Source organism: Neokomagataea thailandica NBRC 106555, from assembly GCF_001598495.1.
GTDB classification, from domain to species: Bacteria; Pseudomonadota; Alphaproteobacteria; order Acetobacterales; family Acetobacteraceae; genus Gluconobacter; species Gluconobacter thailandicus_A.
Genome location: NZ_BCZB01000001.1, coordinates 146,244 through 167,784 on the forward strand (window position 1 = coordinate 146,244; position 21,541 = coordinate 167,784).

The following is a 21,541-nucleotide window of genomic DNA, read 5'->3' on the forward strand; positions in this document are numbered from 1 at the left end:
GCTTTGCGGCGGTGTAACGCGCAACACGCATGAGGACATTACACTTCCGGCAAAATGGGTGCTAAGACCATCAAATGATGGTGCAATTGCAACAATTCTGCAGGACCGAGGAGCAAGAGTGAGCAGGTCTGGACAAGCAGATGGGAGGGGCGAGCAGTTAGCGTTCTCGCTAGCGCGCCATAGTGCATTAACGGCAGAGCGGTTTATCCCGGCACCTTCCAATGTTGCAGCGCGTGCGTGGTTGGCGCGTCCTAAATGGCCAGATGGCCGGTTATGGCTTTGGGGTGCACCCGGTACTGGAAAAACGCATTTATTGACGATGTGGGCTGCCCAACATTCGGCGACGATTTTGAATGCCCGTGATTTTACCGCGGAAGCGAAAAACGAGCGGGTGCGTGTGGCTGGGCACGTTGCTATTGATAATGCTGACCAAGCGGGTGATGAAGCCACATTATTACATCTTCTGAATGATGCTTTGGCTTTTGGTGATCGTGTGTTGATGGTGGGGCGTTTGCCGCCTTCACGAACAGTGTGTGTATTACCTGATTTGGCAAGCCGTTTGCGCGCGACCGCGACAACGGCGACTTCTGAGCCGGAAGATGAGTTGCGCGCGCGTTTATTATTATCGCTTTTGGCGGGGCGCCAGTTGGTTGTGTCCCAGCAAGTGACAGATTGGTTATGGCGGCATTTGCCGCGGACGGGAGACGCACTCGTAGAAGCGGTGCAACGCTTGGATGACGCCGCCCTGGCAAAAGGCGTGCCGATTACGCGGGCATTGGCGCTATCTGTATTGCCGGATCTTCTGCAACCCGATGAGTAAAAATTTAAGGGGTTGATGCTTGGAGGGCAGGGAATATTGTGTGACACGAAACCTACGTTTGACAACATCGGTATATATTGAGCAGCTTTTGCAGTGCCGTTCCTTCAGGTCCCGGGAAAGATTTTAACGTGACGACAGATGATAAAAAGCCCGCTCCGCGCCGTACGCGTAGTCGTACAACGTCAACGAGCACTAAGCCTGCAACGACACCCCGGACGCGCGGGGCATCAACGCGGACGACCCGGAGGCGGACCAGCCCTAAGACTGTACAGGATTATGCTGCAATGCGGACGTCTCCAGAACGCTTTTTAAACCGTGAATTGTCGTGGTTGGATTTTAACCAACGTGTGATTGAAGAAGCGGAGAGCCTCAAGAACCCGTTGCTTGAGCGGGTCCGCTTCCTATCGATCAGCGCTAGTAATCTGGATGAGTTTTATTCCGTACGTGTTGCGGGTTTGGTTGGGCAGGTCCGTGAGGGCATGGTGGTACGCAGCCCTGATGGTCTGGCACCGGCCCAGCAACTCGCGGCGATTCGGAAAAAAGCCCGCTTCCTGATGGAAGAACAGCAGCGTGTTTGGGGTATTCTGGAAGCGGAGTTGAAAGAAACGGGGATTAGCATCCTCTCTCCGGACACGTTAGATGAAGCGGATTATGCGCAGCTTTCAACGATTTTTGACGAGCGGGTTTTCCCTGTTCTGACGCCTTTGGCCGTTGATCCTTCGCATCCTTTGCCGTTTATCCCTAATATGGGTCTCGCCTTGGTTCTTCGTCTGAAAGATGAAGCAACTGGTGGGCCTGTGATGGATGGTTTGGTGCTCCTGCCGACGCAATTGCCGCGTCTGGTACGCCTGCCTGCTCGACTTGATGCAGAAGGCAAAGCGACCAGCGAAATTCGTTTCATTCTTTTGGAAGATTTGATTCGTCTGTTTGCGAGCCGTTTGTTCCCCGGGTTGAACATCGGTGAAGCTGGCGTATTGCGCATTATCCGCGATACGGATGTTGAGTTCGAAGATGAAGCGGAAGATTTGGTCCGCTCTTATGAGACGGCTCTGAAGCAGCGCCGCCGTGGTGTGGGCATTCATTTGGCTTTGGACCGCCGTTTGCCAGAAGATCTGGGCCGTGAACTGGGCGAAGAACTCGGTGTTGGCGATGAAGATGTGATGGTTTTGCCCGGCTTTGTCGGTGTGGTTGACCTGAAGCAATTGATTGTGGATGACCGTTCAGACTTGGTGTTCCCATCCTATACGCCGCGTTTCCCAGAGCGGATTTTGGATTATGATGGGGATTGCTTCGCGGCAATTCGTGCGAAAGACATCGTCGTTCATCACCCGTTTGAGAGTTTTGATGTGGTGGTGCAGTTCTTGCGTCAGGCTGCGCGGGACCCGAATGTTCTGTCCATTAAGCAAACATTGTACCGTACGTCTCGTGACAGCCCGATTGTGCAGGCCCTGATTGAGGCTGCGGAATCTGGTAAGTCCGTCACGGCAATGGTGGAATTGCGGGCGCGTTTTGATGAAGAAGCCAATATCCGCTTGTCCCGTGCGTTGGAAGCCGCAGGGGTACAGGTTGTCTTCGGGTTCACACATCTGAAAACGCATGCCAAGTTGAGCTTGGTGGTCCGCCGCGAAGGTAATAACCTCCGCTCCTACGCGCATTTTGGTACGGGTAATTACCACCCGATTACCGCTCGGATTTACACGGACCTTTCCTTTTTTACGTGTGATCGTACCTTGGCATCTGACTCGGCACGCTTGTTCAATTATATGACGGGCTACGCAACGCCGGAGAAGATGGATGCGTTGGCTTTCTCTCCGATGACGACACGTTCAACCTTGGAAGTGTTGATTCGTGAAGAAATCGAGCATGCAAAAGCGGGTCGTCCGGCCAAAATTTGGCTGAAGATGAACAGCCTTGTTGATGCTGAGTTGATTGATATTCTGTATGAAGCATCTCAGGCTGGCGTGAAGGTTGTTGGCGTTATCCGTGGCATTTGCTGCTTGCGACCGGGTGTGCCGGGTCTATCGGAAAACATTGAGATCAAGTCCATTGTGGGCCGTTTTCTTGAGCATTCTCGTATTTATGCGTTCGGTAATGGCCATCGTATGCCATCGCATCAGGCGAAGGTTTATATCTCATCTGCGGATTGGATGGTGCGTAACATGGATTGGCGCGTAGAAACGCTGGTGCCCATTACGAACACAACCGTTCATGCGCAGATTTTGGGGCAGATTATGACGGTTAATCTGAAAGACACGCTGCAAAGCTGGACACTGTCGAAAGATGGGAGTTGGTATCGTGTTGCGCCAGGGAGTAAGCCTTTCTCGGCACATGACTATTTTATGCATAACCCTTCACTGTCTGGGCGTGGTTCTGCTGCACGGCAAAAGGCTTTGCCAGAAAGCCGTTTGCCGCGTGAACGACAAGACCGTGTTCTCGAAGGTTGAACTGTAAAGACTGACGATCATGCCTCCTTTCACTCAGCGTTCAGCAATTGTTGACCTCGGTTCGAACTCGGTGCGTCTTGTTGTTTTTGAGGGCGTGGTGCGTAATCCGCTCCCCATTTTTAACGAGAAAGTGACGCTTAAGCTTGGTCGCGGACTGGACGCGAGTGGCCGCCTCAATGAAGAGGGCGTCGCTCTTGCGATGGACGTTCTTGGACGGTTCCATACTGTGGCGCGGGCCATGGGTGCGGAGCCGTTTGAGGTTGTCGCAACGGCGGCTGTGCGTGATGCGAGCAATGGTCCGGACTTTGTTTCGGCCATTCGTGCGCGTATGCCGGGTGTGACCATTCGGGTTCTCGAAGGCACTGAGGAGGCAGATTATGCTGCCCGTGGTGTGCTGTGTTCGCTACCAACGGCCAATGGCTTGGTAGCGGATATTGGCGGTGGTTCTTTGGAACTCATCCACGTGGCAGATAGTCAGTATCATGAAGCGGTGACGACAAAGCTCGGCGTTATTCGGTTGCAGGACCGGGCGCAGGGTAGTGTGGAGCGTGCGCGTGAAATTGCGGAGGAAATGCTCGCGGAAGTGAATTGGTTGCCCGGGATGGCGGGACGACCTCTTTATCTCGTTGGTGGGGCTTTCCGTGCTTTGGCGCGCTTGCAGATTGCACGCACGCGTTATCCCTTGAGTCTTGTGCATCTCTTTACCATGTCTGAGGGTGAATGCCGGGAGATGGTGGATTGGGTTGTGGGTGCCCCTCGGCGTACGCTCGAAAAATTGCCGAATACACCGCGCAAACGTTTGGCAGATGCACCCTTTGCGGCGACGGTGTTGCGAAGCTTGATGGAGCGTGTACGGCCCTCTAAGGTGGTCTTCAGCATCGATGGCCTGCGTGAAGGCTGGTACATGAAACATGTGGCGTCATCTGTTGTGGGTGATGACCCGATGACGGCTCTGGTAGACGAAATGGCGGGGCGGTTGGCGCGTAACCCGGCTTTGTCTCAGGAATTAGTGGGGTGGACGGCTCCGCTCTTCCCCGGGGAGACGCCGGCGCAGAAACGTTTGCGGACTTTGGCGTGTGCGCTGTCTGATATTGGATCGTATGACCATCCAGAGTATCGCGCTGAGCAGACCTATCAGCGTGTGATGCATTGTTATGGTGTTGGTTTTGAGCATAGCGCACGGGCTTTTATCGGGCTTACGCTGGCGGTACGTTATGAAGCCGCGACCGATTCAGCGCTTATTGAACCGTCTCGTTATTTGCTCTCCCGGACGGAAATAGAACGTGCGACCCGTTTAGGGCAGGTGCTGCGTTTGGCATATGCGCTCTGTGCAGGCACGAGCGCTTTGCTTGAAGAGTGCCGTATCTTGGTGGAAGAAGAGACACTTGTGTTGATTCTCGGTGCGCGCTCTGTGCGGGCTGCGGGTAGTAATGTGCGGCGTCGTTTAGAGCGCTTGGCTCATATTATGGGTCTGAAGGCGGAAATGCGGGAAGAGTAATATGTGCTGGCCCTCATGCCATAGTGATGAATGGTATGAGGGGGTGCCCGCTTAGCGTGTGGGCATTTCTCGTGATGGGATGGGGACGTTGCATAACGTGACCCCATGTGCGGCATGCACAAAAAATGCGTCGGTTCGTGCTGCCCGTGCGGTGATATAGTCGTTAAAACTAGGGCTATCCGTGCGCATGACTTGCATAGATGGGCGTCGTTCTGCTGGTAAGTCTGAGACGAGCGTTACGCTTTTGAGCCGTACGTTTTGGTGTGGATTGGTATAAAACCCTAATGGCCCTGTGCCGCGTGGTAGGGCATTGAGGTATTCCATACCGGTGAGGACGCGCCCTATCACGGCGAGGTTCCGGTCAAGCTGCCGTGGTGCTTCACCGTTGACGACGTAAAGTTCCTTGCCGTTGCCCGTATCAGGTGGCATGCCGCGTGCCACGCCGATGGTTCCGTAGCATTGTGCGGGCCAAATGTTCGTGCCGTCGGTTCCGACGGCCCATTCATGGGCAAAACCTGCTTGTGGAGCATAGGCGTCTGGCATGTTCAGTGCTTTAAAAGAAAGACCTGCGAGGGGGCGTTCATATTCGGCAGGTGGGTGCTCTATAAATGGCTTGGGTGATGGTGTTTGTTCATGGCGCACACGCCATTGCACGACGTAATTTTCTTGTGTGCGTATAATCGCTCCTGAATCCCATGCGTGAGCGCGTGTAAGGTGGATAACATTGGCGACATGTATGGGGGCAAAATCAGGTGCAAGGGCGATGATGATGTGTTGTCCGTTACTCATCGTCATCAGGAGGAGCTGCTCAGGTGGGATTGTCCGCCATGCACTGTCGGGTGCATGAGAGATGATGTCCGCAGGGCTAGCGGCAACGGCATGGGCGGTGACGCTGGATAATAAGAAGGCTGTAAAAAGAGAGAGCAAGCGCATGTTCAGAAGGGTGCATCATTTTGCTCTCTGCGGATAGAGAATTTTGTTTTGTATAGGGTACAAATTGTATTCTTGTGTTGCGCATCTGGAAAATAAGGTTGCGCCGCAAGACGGGAGTGGTGAAGTTGCGGCGCTTTGCGTGAGGCTTATTATTGCAGGCCGAGAGCGCGTTTTAATCCCGTAGCATCGTCTTTCACTTCAAAGCCGGGGTGCCCAGATTGGAAGAGTGTAGCAGTGGCAAGACCGCCGGTGATGACGGGGTCAAAGCCCATTTGTGTAGCGAGGTTCTGGACTGTGCTGACAGCCGCCGCGTTGTCTCCCGCGATGGGTACGGCGAGGCGTGGGGCGGGCCGGGCGGCTTCGGAGCGTAAAACGGCCATATCAATGGAATTAAAGGCGCGTATTAAGGACGCACCGGGAAAATAGCTTTGGCTTAGCAGGCCAATACCTTGTGCATTGGCTTTTTGAGCAAGGCTGCCATCGCGGAACCAATAGGCATTTGTTGCATCAATAAGTGTTTTTCCGCGCAAGAGGGGGGCGAGTGCCTGTCCGACCGAGGGTATTGCTTTATAGGGTACAGCGAGGATGACGACATCACCAAAGCGAGCGGCCTCGGTGGGGGTTCCGGCTGAGGCAAGTGTGCCAAGTTCTGCTGCGGTGGACTGTGCCTCTTGGAAATTACGCGCTGAGAACATAACGGGGTGTCCCGCTTTCAGCAGAAGGCCACCAAGGGTTTGCGCGACTTCACCAGCACCAATAATGCCAATTTTCAGGGTGTTTGATGCGCCTGCGGCTTTTATGGGAGCGGGTAATGCCGCGCAGGCTGCACCCGTTACGGCGGAGAGGATGGCTGTGTGTAGGAAGGTACGGCGTTTCAGCATGGTCATTCACCCGTAATGCCAATTATGTGGAACAGGTCCATCTGGCCCGCAAACCGGGTCCGTGGTGGGAAAAGGGAGTGAGGCGAGGCGCTGCAATTGGGCGCTGCTGGGGGCTTGCCGGACGATGTCAAAGCTTTGGTCCGGTGGGTAAGCACCGACGACTCCGAAGGCGTTATCTGCCGAGATTTTCATATGGCCGGTACCTGCAGGTAGGAGAATAATATCTCCAGCATGGACATCGACTTTTCGGGCGGAAGGGCCGCCGATCATGAGTTGCGCGGAGCCGCCATAGATGCCCAAAACCTCATGCCCCTCTGTGTGGTAGTGATGGAACGGATAAACCCCATTGCGCCATTGCGGTGGCCAGCCATTGGTTTGGAAGAGGTTTTCAAACGTGCTGGCGGGGTCTTCTGCTGTGGTGCTGAGGGCATTGCGGTAGAGAATGACGGGTAGTTTTTGGTTATTTGGGACCCAGCCATTGGTGGTTAAGAGGAAGCTTTCGGTGCTGACAGGCGTGCCTTTGGCGATGGCGCGTACCACATGCCCATTGAGGGAGAGGCCAAGCCCAGCAAGTATGGCGTTAAAGAGGCGTCTATGCATGCCATTCTCCTTGTTGGGCGGCGCTCTCATGTGAGAGGCGTGCAGATGAAGCTTAAGGCGAGGGAGTTGCACCCTCTCATGAGAGCCATGCGGCCTCTATTAAAAAAAAAGGTAAGAATTTCGGGGCAGCGTGGGTTTGGCTTGCTGAAAGGTCTGGAGCCGATATACACACGGGCATGTCTGAGAGTGCTGCACCATGCTTGGCCCGGAATGGGGGCTTTTGGCCGGAATTTGTAAGGGGGATGCGTGCCTCCATTCCGGTGATGATTGGGTTTATTCCTTTTGGTCTTTTGTTGGGGCGGCAAGCGGTCCAGCAGGGAGTTGGCGTGTTCAGCGTGCCGTTGATGACGGGGCTGAATTATGGTGGCGGCTCTGAATTTGCGGCAGTTCATTTATGGGCGATTCCGTTACCCGTTGCGTTGATTATTGGTGTGACGTTGCTGATTAATTGCCGGCATGTGTTGATGGGGGCGGCGTTAGCGCCGTGGTTGAGAGAGGTGCCCCGGCGTAAGGCGCTGCTGTGGCTGTTTTTGATGTGTGATGAGACATGGGCCTTATCGCTATCTGATGCGCAAAAGCGCCAAAAATTTAGTGTTGGATATTATTTTGGTGTGGGTTGGTGCCTGTATGGCACATGGGTTGGTAGTACGTTTTTTGGGGCATATCTGGGGGCAAAAATTGGGGATTTGACGCGCTACGGGTTTGATATGGCATTCCCTGCGGTCTTTCTCGTGATTTTGCGCGGCATGTGGAAAGACCACCGCATGTCTTTGCCGTGGGTTGTAAGTCTTTTGGTCGGGGTGCTGGTGTATCGGTTGTATCCGGGGGCATGGTGCGTGCCGGTGGGTACAGTGGCAGGTGCTGTAACGGCAGCATGTGTTGTGCGGAGGGTCGGGTGATGCATTGGGACTCGACTCTGACCATCTTAGGGATGGGTATAACGACTTATATGACGCGTATTGGTGGCTATCTCCTCTTGGGGGGAAGGACGTTATCTCCGCGCGCAACGGCAATGATGGATATTATTCCGGGTTGTGTGTTGATTTCTGTTTTGGCGCCGAGCTTTGCATCTGGGCGACCAACGGATTTGGCGGGGCTTGCTATTACGGTTTTTGCGGCAACGCGTTTGGCGCTTTTGCCGACAATGGCCATTGGTATTGTGAGTACGGGTGTATTGCGGGCGGTCTTTTCATCTTAGAAGAAGGTGTGGTTCGGTGGTTGCCTCTTTGTGAACATGACATTGTGCGAAACTACCCTCATGAGCTGATTGAGTGAGGGGGATGTATGCAGAAGAGAGCAGGGCCGTTGCGCGTGGCGCTTATTGGCTATGGATATGTTGGGCAGACTTTTCATGGGCCGTTGATTGCGGCGGAGAAAGGACTGGTTCTTCAACGTGTTGCCTCGCGTAAAGAAGATGTGGTGCAAACGCATTTCCCACATGTGATGGTGGATGCAGACCCTTGGCTCTGTCTTGCTGCGGATGATGTGGATGTTGTGGTGATCGCCTCGCCTAATGACACACACGCGCCTTTGGCTTTAGCGGCGCTGAAAGCGGGTAAGCATGTTGTAGTGGATAAACCGTTCACGCTGAATGTGGAGACGGCGCGTGAGGTGGTTGCGCAGGCGCAGCATAGCGAGCGTGTGTTGTCGGTCTTTCATAATCGGCGTTGGGATAGTGATTTTCTGAGCATTAAGGGGTTGGTTGAGGCGGGTGCGATAGGAGAGGTGGTGCATTTTGAATCGCACTTTGACCGGTTTCGTCCGCATGTGCGTGACCGTTGGAGAGAAGGCGCCGGCCCGGGGAGTGGGGTGTGGTTTGACCTTGGGCCGCATCTGATCGATCAGGCGCTTATGTTATTTGGTATGCCTGAGCGGGTGAGTGCGTCTTTGGGGACATTACGCCCCAGGGCTTTAGCGGCGGATTGGGCACATGTGGTGCTGGAATATGCACGGAGGCGTGTGGTGTTACAGGCAAGTATGCTTGTGGCGGGTGGTTCATCGCGTTTCACGGTGCATGGTATGCGTGGGAGTGTGGTGAAGCAGCGTGCCGATCAGCAAGAGGCGCAGCTTTTAGCAGGGATGTCACCCGGTGCAGATGGGTGGGGCCATGATGATGAAGCTCTGTCTCTCTATGATGGTGAAGGGCATATGACGCAGCATGTGGCACAGGCGGGTGACCAGCGAAAATTTTATGAGGGTTTTGTCGCGGCTGTTCATGGTGATGCGCCCAATCCCGTGCCGCCGTTGCAGGCGGTGGGGGTGATGGCGGTTCTGGAGGCGGCTTTGGTCGCGGCGAGGACGGGGCATAGTATCGCGCCGGATGTAACGCCGGATGAGCGCGGGGCGTGGGTTTCAGGTGAGCGCTATCGTGTGGGCGGATGATGGCTGTGGTTGAACGATGAGAGGTTTCGCTCTTTCAGCAGCATATTACGTTGTGTGCTGAACGCGTCCGGGGGGGGTACTTTCTTTGTGGGCCAGTTTCCCTCTGCTAGCCCCATGTTCAGGGCTGAGTATCAGGGGGACGCGTTGCAGGCGTAGGATACGTTTCTGCTCTTTTTGTGGCGCCTGAGGTAGAGAGCGAGGGTACTGTCAGAAAGATTTTAAGAGGCGTTGTAGGTAATCGAGCTCGCTTTGTGGGCGGGTGCGGTCAGCAGCGCGGCGGCGCAATTCACGTTCTATCTCTCTCGCCCGGTCACGGGTGTTTTGGTCTGGGATATGGGCATCACTATCTTGGCCGTTATGGCCTTCGCCCATATCGCGGCCTAGAGGATCTTGGTTTTTGTCAGCAGAAGATCCTCCTTTGGAACCGTTGGAGGTCGCGTTATTGTCAGAGTCGTCATCATCATCGCTGTCGTCGTCTGAGGGGGGATTTTGATCGCCTTTTTGAGATTGGGACGTGCCGTGATGTGGAGAGGGTGTTTGGCGTGCAGGGGGAATGAAGCTGAGGCTGCCCTGACCTTGGCCAGAGGATGATTTTTGGTTTTTCTGCATGGTTTGGTTGGCTTGGTTGAGGTCATCCAGCACTTTTTGTTCCGCCGCAGCCGCTTCAGGGTCATGGCGCTCAGCGAGAGCATGGCGTGCCGCGATCATGTCCGTTTTCGCGGTGTCGAAGGCCTCCACTTTTTTGCCAGTATTGGCTTGGGTGCGCTGCCCAAGGACGATGTCGAGTTGGGTTAGGGCGCGTTGAAGGGCGTGGTCGTCTCGGCGTTGTGGGGCTTGCTCCCGCACGGTCGTATCGTCCAACGGTGCCTGTGGTGGGGGCTGGGTTGGGGCATTGGTTGGACCATTGTTTACAGGGGGCTGCATGCCCAATTGCTTCAGCAAATCATTGGTCGACATTTGACTGACGTCAGGCTGGGCTTCATCGTCCATCGGTTGTGCTGCTTTGCGCGCTGCTGAGAGGCGCAGTTGAGCATGGTCCAGAAGTTCCGTTTCTCGGCGGATGAGATCACGCAAGGCTGAGCGTTCCATGCGGGCTTCTTCTTGGGCTTGCATGGTGTGTGCAAGGGCCTGCATGTCTTGCGGGCCAGCTTGGCGCATATGCTCCGCCATATCTTCCATGTCTTGCAACGTTTGCAGTGCGCTTTCAGTCTGACCTTGCATGGCTTGGGAGCGGAGCTTCTCCATAGGTGTGGAGAATGGGTCGTGATCACTGGCGCCTGCGCTCGGCATGACAATGCCGCTTTGGGCGGCGCGCTGAAAGAGAAGCGCCATACGGTGAGCGAGTGCTTGTTTGAGCGTTTCGGTCAGGTCGTGGAGTTTTTGTTGTTCGGTCAGGTGGGTGCTGCTGTCCTGCCCGGCCATATCTTCTATGTGCTGCCGGACGGCCTTTTCTGCCGCGCGGACCGCAGCAGAAGCATCGGCCGTGGCGGGGTCGGTGGTTTTGCGGTCTTCAAGATAAAGTGCGAAATCCCATAAGGCATCCGTGACAGGGATCAGGCGTGTAGGCTCTGAAGCTGGCTCGGTTGGTAAGCGACTGGCGAGGAGTGTCAGTGTACTGAGGAGGGGGCGGTCCTTGGTGGCTTCGGTTAACAAAAGTAGTTCTTGTGTGGCATCTTGTGGTGTTTCTTGAGCCAGTAGAAGCCGGGCGCGGAGTGCTATGATGGCGCGGGCAAGCGGGTCTGTAAAATGGCGTGCGCCAAGGCGGAAATGTACTGTTTTGCTCTGACCATATTGGCCAGAAACGCTGCGCGCATGCAGTGTTCCGGTGACATCCGTTCCGGCGAGTGGGTCATCGGAGAGATCGGGGTGTGCAATGCCGTGAGCGGAGGTTGGATGGCGGTTCAGGGGAATATGGACGTGGCGGAGTGGGCTGTGCTTATCGGGGGCACTGATCTCCGCTTCGAGTGACTCCACGCCGTAAGGCTGTTCGACGCTCCAAGGCAGTGCTGTGCGCCATGATGGCGTCTCAGATGAGGGATCATTGAAAGGTCCGGGCTTGCCGTTCCATTGCACTTGTGGGGCGGGGTTAGGGGCAATGATAATGGGCCATGCGCTGATGGTACGGCCTCTGACGGTCAGGCGCACGGTATGTGTGATGGTAAGAGAGGTTTGTATGCGCCAGCTATGGGCATCCAGCTTTTGTAGGCTGATGAGTGGGGCACCATGCAGGTGGGGTGTGCCGCGTGCATCGCTGACAACAGCCGTCAGCATTGAGCCATCGGCCAATGGGGTTGGTGGGGCTTGATTGGTCTTAAGGAAGAGCGGCGCCCCGGGTGCATAAGAGGGTGGATCAATCCACGCTTGGAGCATTGGGAGTGGGGCGTCTTGATCGTCCTGTCCGGGTATGAGGCCAGCCCATAGGCGTGATGGTGTGTGTGTGCCGGAGAAGAAGATGCCGATCAGCAGAAAGGCGGAGAGGCTGAGCGTGCACCAGAGTGTTTGGCGGTGGACCTGCGGCAGGGGGAAGCCTGAGCGTAGTGGCCCGATGCTTTCGATGGTGCGCTGGATGTGTTGCGCCCAGAGAGTGTTCTCTTCTGCTGAGTGAGAAGTCGTGGCGGGTTGGTCTTGCAGTGTGAGAAGGGGTTGGTGTGGGAGAGAGGAGGCTGTTTCAATGCGGCGATCAATCTCTTCTTTTGTCGCCGGAGGAATGTGACGTAGGCTACGCCATGCTAGCCAGAATGCTGTGCCAAGCACGATCAGCTCTAAGGTTGTATGCAGCGCGTCTGGGAGAGATTGTGGGATGCGCAATAAGCACGCAAGCGCGTAAGCGCATAGTAGCCCTACAGGGTAGATCAGATGCTCGAACGCGCGCTCAACCCAGAGTACGCGCGCAGTGCGGCGGCGTATGCGGTGAAGGTGATGCAAGGGCAGTATTCTGGAGGGCGTGCGTTTGGGCATAGGGGCGGTTAGAGCCAGTTCGGAAGGGTTTCGGCGGCGATCAATTCTTCCACTGTTTGTCGTGTGCGTGTGCAGGCCCAACGGCCGTTATCGACCATGGCTTGGGCTGCAAAAGGGCGCGAGTTATAGGTGGAACTCATAACGGCGCCGTAGGCACCGGCGTCAAGAAAGGCCAGCATATCGCCACGTTGTAGGTTCGCAGGTAAGGGGCGGTTGCGTGCGAAGACATCGCTGCTCTCACAGACGGGGCCAACGACATGCCAAGGTTTGAGTGGGCTGTGCAGAGTAGTTGGAGAGACGGGGATAATACCATGCCATGAATCATACATGGCCGGGCGGGCGAGATCGTTCATGCCGCCATCGACAATAAGAAAATCAGGTATGCCGCGCGCGGGGTTTCCGGCTTTTGTTTCAATGATGGTAGTCACAAATAGGCTTGTTGGGGCTGCAAGCCAACGGCCCGGCTCAAGGCCGAGGGAGACATCAAGATCGCCCAATGTTTCGGCAATGACGCCGGCGAGCATCTCTGGGGCGGGGGCGACTTCATCGCGGTAAGAAATTCCTAAGCCGCCACCACAATCGACGGTTTCAACGGGGTATCCTTGGCTGCGCAGCGCGCGTACCATATCGGCTAGGCGCTGGTAGCCTTTACGGAAGGGTTCTGCGGCCAGCATTTGGCTGCCAAGATGGACAGCAAGGCCGATGACGCGCAATGAAGAAAGGCGTTGAGCCTCAGCATAGAGTGTGAGTGCTTGGTCATAAGCAATGCCGAATTTATCATCGGCGCGCCCGGTGGTGATTTTGTCATGCGTTTGGGCGTCAACGTCTGGATTAACGCGGAGAGTGACGCGGACACGAAAATTATCCGCATTGGGCAGGGCGTCCGCTAATGCTGCTAAGCGGTATAGTTCTTCGGCGCTTTCGACGTTGATTTGACCGATTCGTGCGGTAATCGCTGCGCGGAGTTCGTCATCACTTTTGCCAACGCCTGAGAACACAATGGCCTCTGGTGGTATGCCGGCCGTGAGGGCGCGCGTCATCTCACCGCCACTTACAATATCCACTCCGTACCCGCAGTCCTTCAAGAGACGTAAGGTTGCTTGATGGTCTTGTGCTTTCACTGCGAAATGAAAGCTCATGGGCAGTTTTCGGGCGGTAAACGCGGCTTTAAGATCTGCTGCGCGGCGGCGCAGGGTGCCTGCGCCTGTAATCCAGCAGGGGGAGCCAAGGGCCTGTGCAATCTGGTACACAGGAACATCTTCAAACAACAAGCCGTCACGTGCATCCATACGCAGAGATGGGCGGCTTGCGAGAAGAGCGTCAGGGGTGGGGTCGGTATAAGGGAAGCTTGTCATGACATGGTGAGGGTATCGCACAGTGCGGTGGCTTCCAAGCCATCACGTGGTGAATTGCGGTTAAAGGGCTGTTTCTCCTGATGATTGAAAACTCTAATCGGCCTGTTATGGTTAGGGTGTATAGTCCAATGATCACTTTTTCTCGGCTATGATGTGGGAAAAAGAGTGTTATGCGCGGTGGTTAGGGGATGTTCTCGTCACGAGAAAAGGATTTTTTATAATGAGCGTGTTACCGTTACTGATCGATGAAGCGATTAAAGCGCGTTCTAAAGCCTATGCACCGTATTCCCGTTTTTCTGTAGGGGCAGCCTTGTCTTGTGAGGGGGGCGTTTACAGTGGGTGCAATGTCGAAAATGCAGCGTATCCCTTGGGAAGCTGCGCAGAGGCTGGCGCGATTTCTGCAATGATTATGGCCGGTATGCGCAAAATTGATGCAGTTGTGGTTGTGGGGGGAGATATGCCGTGCACGCCCTGTGGCGGTTGCAGACAAAAATTACGCGAATTCTCTCAGCCTAATATGAAAGTTTATATGGTTAATCCTCAAGGAGAGGTCTTGTTGGTTCGTACGTTAGAAGAGCTATTGCCAGATTCATTTGGACCGGACCATTTAGTATAGTATTCATTCGTTGCTTTTTTATTTTCTGTCCCAATAGAGGATGTGTGGTATGCTCGATAAATACTATGAAGAAATTTCCTCTTATAGTTTGATGCCGGAGCTGGTCGCACAGAATTCTGGCGTATGGCCTGCGCCAAAATACAAAGTATCTCTAGTCGCTTGTGCTCGTTGGGAGACGCGCTATATCAGTGAGTGGCTCTCTTATCATAGGTCTATTGGGATAGATCACGTTTATTTATATTGTAATGATGACGATCCTATAGAATTTTATACACAAATAATGCCATTTTTGGAGGGTGAAGACCCGTTTGTTACGTTTATACACTACCCTAAAAAGGGACTTCAATTTCAAATGTATTTTCATTTTAATAGGAAATACATGCCAGAAACAGAGTGGTTTATGTTTCTGGATATAGATGAGTTTTTTTGTATTCGCTCTTTTGAGGGCGTACATTCATTCTTGGGGACCTTCCCAGAAGATATGGACGCATTATATATTAATTGGTGTAGCTTTGGGCATAATGGTCATAAAACTCGCCCTGACGGCAGCGTTCTTTTGAATTATACGCGCCGAGAAGACGGTGTTACGCCTTTTACTAAAATTATAGTGAAGTCAAAGTCTTTCCCGTATAGAGAATTTTTTTGGAGTTCTGTTCATGCTATTCAGCATGATTGTAATAGCTTAAAAAAAATGAAAATCTATAATGTTTTGGGTGAAAATATAGAGAATTATTACGCATCGTTCCCGGAGAGTGCATGGTCATTTTTGCATCAAGAGAATCGTCGGCAAACGCTTCTAAATAAAGCGTTCATAGCGCATTATAACATTAAATCAGATGAAGATTTTGACTTGCGTGTTCGCAGAGGGCTGGCAGGTGATTATGCAGCTGAAAAAATGTGGGGTGAAAAAACAGAAGAAGAACGCGCCATTCACCATAAATATACGAATGCGGTAGAAGATTTCTGTCTGTATAATTACTGGAAAGACTATTTAACAAAAAAGGCTTGGAGTGCATCGCCTTTCCCACCGACGCGCTGGCCACTGATTTCATCAGGTTGTTCCGTTACTCAAAGCTCGACGGTGCATCACTGTACGCCAGAAGAAGATGCCGCAAAGCTTATAAACCAGTCCCCGAGAGGTCATTCTCAGGCTCATACCGATTATGAGGAACGTCCTTGGTGGCGGATTGATTTTGGAGAATCAAAAGTTATTCACGAAATTCGTTTGTTTAACCGTATGGATGGTCTCTATGAGCGCATGAAGCATTTTGCGTTTCTGGGGTCACAGGATGGTCATACACATCATGAATTTTTTGTACGGACGTCTGATGAGATTTTTGGCGGTCTAGATGGTTCGCCCTTTATTTGGGTGTCAGAAGAGGGAGTGTCCACGCGTATGTTGTCTATTGAACTGCGTGGGGAGAAAAATTATTTCAATCTTGATCAGGTTGAAATTTATGGGACGACTATAGGCTGATCGTTCATTGGATACAAAAAAGCCCCGTACTGCTCGTGCAATACGGGGCTTTTTTAGCATTTATGACGATGATTAGCGGGGTGCCATCACCATCAGCATTTGCCGGTTTTCAAGGCGCGGCATTTGCTCAATCTTAGCTTTTTCTTCGACTTCGATGCGGATACGCTCCATCATCTTGATGCCGAGTTCTTGGTGAGCCATTTCACGGCCTTTAAAGCGCAGTGAAACCTTTACCTTGTCACCAGCATCCAAGAAGGAGTGAATAGCTTTGAGCTTCGTTTGGAAGTCATGTTCGCCCGTACCGGGGCGGACCTTAACTTCCTTGATCTCAATAACTTTTTGCTTCTTGCGTGCTTCGTTCTTCTTTTTCTGCTGTTCGTATTTGAACTTGCCGTAGTCAAGAATTTTGACCACTGGCGGTACAGCAGTTGGGCTAATTTCAAGAAGGTCGAGACCTGATGAGAACGCGCGCGTCAGAGCGTCGCGCGTCGACATGATCCCTTGCATTTCCCCCTCCTCATCGATGAGGCGGACTTGAGGTACGCGGATCTCTTCGTTTACACGCGGTCCTTCACGCGTGGGCGCACTCTGCATCGGCGGTCTAGCTATGGTCAGCTCCTGTCGTCAGTTTCATCTTATGTAGTCCGTGCACGTTTCTCAAAGAGAAGCCCTTGAGGAAGTGCACGGGAAATTACCTCTCAGCACATAGTCTCGTGTAACGATCCGTGCAAGAGGATTACGCTTGTTTGATGGACAAACGTGCGAGATCAGGTGGCGTTGCCTCGGTTGAGAGGGCTGAGAGCGCTTCATCCAGTGTAAGAATGGTCTGTTGTGCTCCGCCGAGGCGGCGCATGGCCACTTTACGCTCTTCTGCCTCACGTCGACCGACAACCAGAATCACTGGAACGCGGGCAAGGCTATGCTCGCGAATCTTGGCATTGATTTTGTCGTTACGCGTATCGGCTTCAGCTTGGATACCGCGGGCTTTAAGTGCGGTGACAACTTCATGTGCATAGTCGGCGGCATCAGACACAATGCTCGCGACGACGACTTGTGTTGGAGCCAGCCACAGCGGGAATTTGCCCGCATATTGTTCGATCAGAATGCCTAAGAAGCGCTCAAAGCTACCAAGGATAGCACGATGCAGCATCACGGGACGGTGACGTTGGCTGTCTTCTCCAATGTAGGATGCGTCTAAACGTTCTGGCAGGACGTAATCTACTTGCAGGGTGCCACACTGCCAGTCACGGCCGATCGCGTCGGTCAGGACGAACTCAAGCTTAGGGCCGTAGAATGCACCTTCGCCGGGGTTTAATTCATAGTTCACGCCTACCAGATCGCAGGCTTTTTTCAGAGCCCCTTCGGCACGGTCCCATGTTGCATCATCACCGGCGCGGCTTTCAGGGCGGTCTGAGAACTTAATACGGAAGTTTTCAAAGCCGAGGTCTTGGTACACTTCGGCCAGCATACGTACGAACTTGGCGGTTTCATCTGCAATTTGATCTTCTGTACAGAAGATATGAGCATCATCTTGTGTGAAGCCACGAACGCGCATGATGCCATGCAGGGAGCCGGACGGCTCGTAGCGGTGGCAAGCGCCGAATTCGGCCATGCGCAATGGGAGTTCACGGTAAGAGCGCAGGCCATGGCGGAAAATCTGTACATGGCAGGGGCAGTTCATAGGCTTCAGCGCGAGGGTTTTATCTTCATCTTCCACTTGGGCGATGAACATATTCTCGCGGTATTTATCCCAGTGGCCGGAGGCTTCCCATAGGGCGCGGTCTACCAGTTGTGGGGTGCGGACTTCTTCATAGCCGTTCCGCTCTTGAGAGCGGCGCATGTAGTCTTGCAGCACATTATACAAGCGCCACCCTTTACGGTGCCAGAAAATCTGGCCCACGGCTTCTTCTTGAATGTGGAACAGGTCCATTTCACGGCCGATGCGGCGGTGATCACGCTTCTCTGCTTCTTCAAGGCGCAGAAGATAGGCGTTGAGTTCTTTCTTGTCGCGCCATGCGGTGCCGTAAATACGGGTTAGCATGGGGTTGCGATGGTCCCCGCGCCAGTAAGCGCCTGCAACGCGCATCAGCTTGAAGGCGTTGCCAATATCAGCTGTGCCGCGCAAATGCGGGCCACGGCAGAGGTCTAGCCACTCACCTTGGCGATAGATCGAAATATCTTCGCTTTCGGGAAGGTCACGGATGAGTTCGGCTTTGAAGTTTTCCCCACGATCTTCGAAGAACTGGATGGCTTCATCACGGTCCCAGACTTCGCGCGTGAAGGGAGCATTGGCCGTGATGATTTCATGCATCTTGGCTTCGATGGCTTCGAAATCATCAGGAGTAAATGGCTTGTCGCGGGCGAAGTCGTAGTAGAAGCCGTCTTTAATGCTTGGGCCAATGGTGACTTGTGTTTCTGGCCAGAGCGACTGCACAGCCTCCGCGAGAACATGCGCAGCATCATGGCGGATCATCTCCAGAACGACGTCGTCTTTCTTGGTGATGAAGCGGATGCTGGAATCGTGTTCAATCGGGGTGGCGAGATCAAGTTGCTGACCATTAATTTCCATGGCGAGAGCAGCTTTAGCGAGGCCCGGGCCGATGGAAGCCGCGACTGTCGTGCCCGTCACGGTCCCGTCGAAGGTGCGGACGCTTCCGTCGGGTAGTGTGATGGCGGGCATGATGTGCTCCTTTGAGAAAACAAGGCATTTAAACGCAAGGCTGCGCTTAATGGCATAAATGTGGAATGGGCTAAATGGCCTCATTCTGTCTTATGTCGCAAGACCTACGCAGCGGAAAATCAACGAGAAAGATGCGTTTAATGTTGTGTTGTGAAGATGAGAGGAGGGATTCCTTCAGGATTGGGGGCTCGTCCTTCATGCCAGCCAGCATCCATAAAGTGTATGAGAGGCCAGATTCCATAATAGGCATCAGCGGCGACGTCTTGGTTGTTATGGGCGTAGGCTAGGGCATCAAACAGTACGTATTCGTGAGTTTGACCTTGATCATGGCGGCGATGTGCCATGAAGCCTTGGGGGGCATGGATTGGAAATTGAGGGCAAAGTGCTGCGCCGAAAAGGGGGGTGGGATCAATTCCAAGGGTCTGAAAGCGCGTGATGATGCTGGGTGCGTAAATATCAGGATGGTTTTGGTAGTCTTCGAGAAAGGCTGCCTGATCGCGTTGAAAAAAATGAAATAGATGGTGCCCGGCCTGCGTGTGGGGGTGCTGGTGGGTTAACTGTTCGGGTGTTGCACCGTCCGGCGTATTGAGTTTCTGGCGGGCGAAGCGTTTGATTGCTTCATAATCTGGGCGGTTGTGCAGATGGAGATATACGAAAGGGGTACGGACGCAGCGCTCGTGGTATCGACTGATGGGTGAGTGTAAGCCCCGGTCGAGCCCTTCAATTGTCTGGGCGTGGAAAAGGGCGCGGGGTATGTTTTGTGGCCGAAAATAACCGGGTGCGTTGGGCACATTCAGTAGGATTCGGTCTGTAACCAGTGTCGCGCGTTCATTTTTGAGATTAGCAAATTCCGCCAAAATATCATCGGGCTGAACGGAGAGTCGGTCGAGAAAAACAGCGATGAATTCGTCACAGTCCATAGGGAGTGCAAAGTCGTAATTACTTTCTTGGTCCCATTTTTGAATGACTTCTTGGAATATGGCGCCTTTATTTAAGAAATCATCATACGTTTTATAGTGATTGATAACCGTCACGCCGCGTTTTTTGTATCGGTTTTGAATGCGTTTGACGTTTGGCTCGGTAGAGCCGTTATCGATGACTGTGAGGTTTTCAAATCCAAAGAGTGCTCCGTGCCACAGCAACCATGGTTCTAAAAGATCGGCTTCGTTCTTTTGCATGGTGATGCAGCGAATTCGGGTCATGGCGGGAGCAGAGCCTCCAAGCGGTCTGGGTGGATCGTTGCTAAATCAGCAGCAGAGATGATGTGCGTCCGTCCAGGGGTAATGGTGAGTGGGGCAGCTAGGCGTGGGTCACTATCCTGACTGAACAAGGTTATGATGTGTGTGTCCATAGCTGCTGCGAGGTGCAGAGGGCCCGTATCATTGCCAATGACATAGTGCGCACGGTGCAACACGCCAGCGAGCTCTGGTAGGCTGGTTTGTCCTGTGAGGTCTACGGCATGGGGGCAGGCGGTTTGTATGGAGGTAGCTAAATATTTTTCGGCTGATGTGCCGACGATTACGGGCAAAACTCCGCGTTGGGTAATGCGTTGTGCCACATCACAAAAGCGTTCAACGGGCCATCGCTTTTGCGGGCGATGTGCGGCAGCGCCGGGTACGAGTACGGCGTAAGGTTTTGGGATGTGTGGGCCCTGTTCTGTCAGCCAACTGGGGACTTGCCGGGGGAGTGGTGTGATATGTGCCGCGCGTAGCTGATCATCCAATCGGGCGAGAGTGTGCATGTCGTTACGGTGCGGATTCGCGTGGGGCATGCTGCAACGAGGAGCAATGCCGGACCATTGTGTTCCGCGCGTGACAAACTGATGGTAGCGGGATGAACGGCTAGAGGTTTGTAAATCAAAGACGACGTTTTGAGCGCGAAAAAGGCGGGCTAATGTTAAAAGGCCGCGTGGGCGCTTGAGAGACGGACGTGGGTCCAGAGCGATCTCATCAAACCAAGGGCAGCTTTGCGCAAGAGCGACAAAAGGAGCCGTGGTGAGCAATGTGATATGTGCCGTTGGGAAGGCTGCTCTGATGGAGGAAAAAGCTCCAAAAGCTTGCACAAAATCGCCAAGGGCGCCGAGTTTAATGATGAGAAGACGCATGATTTTGGTAGCACGATGTGGCTCTGCTCACATGTCATAATGACCATGTGAGCAGAGAACACAGCGTTCTAATTACGCAGACGTATCAAGGCCGGTTGTGGCCTTTTCTGCGTTTGGTGTGCTTTTAGCAACGATAACCATAGCAGCCTTCAGGAGGCGACCTTTGAGCAGCCATGCTGGCGTCCATGCTTGCATGACATGGCCTGGCTCGTGCTCGTCCGATGGCTGTTCAGCCATGGCTTGGTGCAGGTTCGCGTCGAACGGCTTGCCCGTTGGGTCTTCACGGGTGATGCCGTTACGTTCCAAAATGCCGAGGAATGAGCGCTCAGTGCTCTCAAAGCCTTCGCGCAGTTTGGCAACGAGCGAATCTTCACCTTCTGCCTTTGCCGGAAGAGAGGCAATGCCGCGCTGAATGTTGTCAGCGGCTTCCACTACGTCTTTCGCAAATTTCTGAATAGCGTATTGACGTGCATCGTCCACATCGCGTTTTGCGCGGTTGCGGATGTTTTGTGCTTCCGCTTCTGAACGGACCCAGCGGTCTTTGAGTTCAGCAACTTCAGCTTCTAGTGCAGCGATACGTGCTTCAGGAGACGTATCTTCCACTTCGTGTTCACCAGCAATCGTGGTGTCTTCATGGGTTCCGTTGGTCTCAACGCCCTGTTCAGGCACGTCGTGGGCCGTTTCCGGATTCTGGTTTTGGTCTGTCATGTCACGACCTTTCTCTGTGGGACGGGCCGACAAGCGGCCCCGTTCTCCACAAGGACATAACGCCGATTGCTCCGAAGGCAAGGGG

General features: G+C 53.6%; 18 protein-coding genes. 8 read left to right on the forward strand and 10 right to left on the reverse strand.

Annotation, left to right across the window (positions count from 1 at the left end):
- Positions 1–118: 118 nt before the first annotated feature.
- The 3 genes from NTH01S_RS00625 (at position 119) to NTH01S_RS00635 (ending at position 4,762) form a co-directional block, all read left to right on the forward strand.
- The gene (locus NTH01S_RS00625) at positions 119–820 is read left to right on the forward strand and encodes a P-loop NTPase family protein (protein WP_157070808.1); all 702 of its coding nucleotides are present in this window, start codon (positions 119–121) and stop codon (positions 818–820) included.
- 128 nt (positions 821–948) lie between these two features.
- Positions 949–3,264 carry an RNA degradosome polyphosphate kinase gene (locus NTH01S_RS00630; RefSeq protein ID WP_084366790.1) on the forward strand — a complete coding sequence of 772 codons (2,316 nt, stop codon included), beginning with the start codon at positions 949–951 and terminating at the stop codon, positions 3,262–3,264.
- 19 nt (positions 3,265–3,283) lie between these two features.
- Positions 3,284–4,762, forward strand: coding sequence for a Ppx/GppA family phosphatase (locus NTH01S_RS00635; RefSeq protein WP_068167741.1), 1,479 nt, complete (start codon positions 3,284–3,286; stop codon positions 4,760–4,762).
- A gap of 51 nt (positions 4,763–4,813) precedes the next feature.
- Here the strand turns inward: NTH01S_RS00635 and NTH01S_RS00640 are convergent, their stop codons facing one another.
- From NTH01S_RS00640 to NTH01S_RS00650, 3 genes are all read right to left on the reverse strand, one after another.
- Complete coding sequence (locus NTH01S_RS00640) at positions 4,814–5,695, reverse strand: peptidylprolyl isomerase (protein WP_068167744.1); 882 nt, start codon at positions 5,693–5,695, stop codon at positions 4,814–4,816.
- A gap of 149 nt (positions 5,696–5,844) precedes the next feature.
- Positions 5,845–6,576: an NADPH-dependent F420 reductase gene (locus NTH01S_RS00645; protein ID WP_157070809.1), complete on the reverse strand. Its 732-nt coding sequence runs from the start codon at positions 6,574–6,576 to the stop codon at positions 5,845–5,847.
- Positions 6,577–6,582: 6 nt separating this feature from the next.
- Positions 6,583–7,176, reverse strand: coding sequence for a cupin (locus tag NTH01S_RS00650; RefSeq protein WP_068167749.1), 594 nt, complete (start codon positions 7,174–7,176; stop codon positions 6,583–6,585).
- 176 nt (positions 7,177–7,352) lie between these two features.
- On the opposite strand from NTH01S_RS00650, the gene NTH01S_RS00655 reads away from it, so the two are divergent.
- The 3 genes from NTH01S_RS00655 (at position 7,353) to NTH01S_RS00665 (ending at position 9,558) form a co-directional block, all read left to right on the forward strand.
- On the forward strand, positions 7,353–8,075 hold the full coding sequence (locus NTH01S_RS00655) for an AzlC family ABC transporter permease (RefSeq protein WP_068167751.1): 723 nt from the start codon (positions 7,353–7,355) through the stop codon (positions 8,073–8,075).
- On the forward strand, positions 8,075–8,374 hold the full coding sequence (locus NTH01S_RS00660) for an AzlD family protein (RefSeq protein WP_245642036.1): 300 nt from the start codon (positions 8,075–8,077) through the stop codon (positions 8,372–8,374). Before NTH01S_RS00655 ends, NTH01S_RS00660 begins: the two co-directional genes overlap by 1 nt.
- Before the next feature lie 86 nt (positions 8,375–8,460).
- Entirely contained in the window at positions 8,461–9,558 is a 1,098-nt protein-coding gene (locus NTH01S_RS00665) for an oxidoreductase (RefSeq protein WP_068167755.1), read from the forward strand.
- A gap of 207 nt (positions 9,559–9,765) precedes the next feature.
- Here NTH01S_RS00665 and NTH01S_RS00670 read toward each other — a convergent pair whose 3' ends face one another.
- On the reverse strand, positions 9,766–12,516 hold the full coding sequence (locus tag NTH01S_RS00670; RefSeq protein WP_068167756.1) for a DUF4175 family protein: 2,751 nt from the start codon (positions 12,514–12,516) through the stop codon (positions 9,766–9,768).
- A gap of 8 nt (positions 12,517–12,524) precedes the next feature.
- A complete protein-coding gene (gene lysA / locus NTH01S_RS00675) occupies positions 12,525–13,871 on the reverse strand; it encodes a diaminopimelate decarboxylase (protein WP_068167758.1) in 1,347 nt (448 codons plus the stop codon).
- A gap of 220 nt (positions 13,872–14,091) precedes the next feature.
- Between lysA and NTH01S_RS00680 the strand changes: the two genes are divergently transcribed.
- On the forward strand, positions 14,092–14,487 hold the full coding sequence (locus tag NTH01S_RS00680) for a cytidine deaminase (protein WP_068167760.1): 396 nt from the start codon (positions 14,092–14,094) through the stop codon (positions 14,485–14,487).
- 49 nt (positions 14,488–14,536) lie between these two features.
- Positions 14,537–15,964, forward strand: coding sequence for a glycosyltransferase family 2 protein (locus tag NTH01S_RS00685; RefSeq protein WP_169802025.1), 1,428 nt, complete (start codon positions 14,537–14,539; stop codon positions 15,962–15,964).
- Between the two features lie 72 nt (positions 15,965–16,036).
- Here NTH01S_RS00685 and infC read toward each other — a convergent pair whose 3' ends face one another.
- The 5 genes from infC to NTH01S_RS00710 all read right to left on the reverse strand — a co-directional run bounded on the left by infC (position 16,037) and on the right by NTH01S_RS00710 (position 21,456).
- A complete protein-coding gene (gene infC, locus NTH01S_RS00690) occupies positions 16,037–16,558 on the reverse strand; it encodes a translation initiation factor IF-3 (RefSeq protein ID WP_068167764.1) in 522 nt (173 codons plus the stop codon).
- 142 nt (positions 16,559–16,700) lie between these two features.
- Entirely contained in the window at positions 16,701–18,644 is a 1,944-nt protein-coding gene (thrS, locus tag NTH01S_RS00695) for a threonine--tRNA ligase (protein WP_068168128.1), read from the reverse strand.
- Between the two features lie 137 nt (positions 18,645–18,781).
- Positions 18,782–19,846 carry a glycosyltransferase family 2 protein gene (locus NTH01S_RS00700; RefSeq protein ID WP_068167767.1) on the reverse strand — a complete coding sequence of 355 codons (1,065 nt, stop codon included), beginning with the start codon at positions 19,844–19,846 and terminating at the stop codon, positions 18,782–18,784.
- Positions 19,843–20,751 carry a glycosyltransferase family 9 protein gene (locus tag NTH01S_RS00705; RefSeq protein ID WP_068167770.1) on the reverse strand — a complete coding sequence of 303 codons (909 nt, stop codon included), beginning with the start codon at positions 20,749–20,751 and terminating at the stop codon, positions 19,843–19,845. Before NTH01S_RS00705 ends, NTH01S_RS00700 begins: the two co-directional genes overlap by 4 nt.
- 69 nt (positions 20,752–20,820) lie before the next feature.
- Complete coding sequence (locus tag NTH01S_RS00710; protein ID WP_068167772.1) at positions 20,821–21,456, reverse strand: nucleotide exchange factor GrpE; 636 nt, start codon at positions 21,454–21,456, stop codon at positions 20,821–20,823.
- Positions 21,457–21,541: the final 85 nt, after the last annotated feature.

Bases quoted from the DNA above. Each gene is read 5' to 3' on its own strand.
- NTH01S_RS00665 (WP_068167755.1), top strand. From the start codon at position 8,461: ATGCAGAAGAGAGCAGGGCCGTTGCGCGTGGCGCTTATTGGCTATGGA.
- NTH01S_RS00660 (WP_245642036.1), top strand. From the start codon at position 8,075: ATGCATTGGGACTCGACTCTGACCATCTTAGGGATGGGTATAACGACT.
- NTH01S_RS00680 (WP_068167760.1), top strand. From the start codon at position 14,092: ATGAGCGTGTTACCGTTACTGATCGATGAAGCGATTAAAGCGCGTTCT.
- NTH01S_RS00650 (WP_068167749.1), bottom strand. From the start codon at position 7,176: ATGCATAGACGCCTCTTTAACGCCATACTTGCTGGGCTTGGCCTCTCC.
- NTH01S_RS00655 (WP_068167751.1), top strand. From the start codon at position 7,353: ATGTCTGAGAGTGCTGCACCATGCTTGGCCCGGAATGGGGGCTTTTGG.
- NTH01S_RS00640 (WP_068167744.1), bottom strand. From the start codon at position 5,695: ATGCGCTTGCTCTCTCTTTTTACAGCCTTCTTATTATCCAGCGTCACC.
- infC (WP_068167764.1), bottom strand. From the start codon at position 16,558: ATGCAGAGTGCGCCCACGCGTGAAGGACCGCGTGTAAACGAAGAGATC.
- lysA (WP_068167758.1), bottom strand. From the start codon at position 13,871: ATGACAAGCTTCCCTTATACCGACCCCACCCCTGACGCTCTTCTCGCA.
- NTH01S_RS00700 (WP_068167767.1), bottom strand. From the start codon at position 19,846: ATGACCCGAATTCGCTGCATCACCATGCAAAAGAACGAAGCCGATCTT.
- NTH01S_RS00710 (WP_068167772.1), bottom strand. From the start codon at position 21,456: ATGACAGACCAAAACCAGAATCCGGAAACGGCCCACGACGTGCCTGAA.
- NTH01S_RS00635 (WP_068167741.1), top strand. From the start codon at position 3,284: ATGCCTCCTTTCACTCAGCGTTCAGCAATTGTTGACCTCGGTTCGAAC.
- NTH01S_RS00670 (WP_068167756.1), bottom strand. From the start codon at position 12,516: ATGCCCAAACGCACGCCCTCCAGAATACTGCCCTTGCATCACCTTCAC.
- NTH01S_RS00645 (WP_157070809.1), bottom strand. From the start codon at position 6,576: ATGCTGAAACGCCGTACCTTCCTACACACAGCCATCCTCTCCGCCGTA.
- thrS (WP_068168128.1), bottom strand. From the start codon at position 18,644: ATGCCCGCCATCACACTACCCGACGGAAGCGTCCGCACCTTCGACGGG.
- NTH01S_RS00685 (WP_169802025.1), top strand. From the start codon at position 14,537: ATGCTCGATAAATACTATGAAGAAATTTCCTCTTATAGTTTGATGCCG.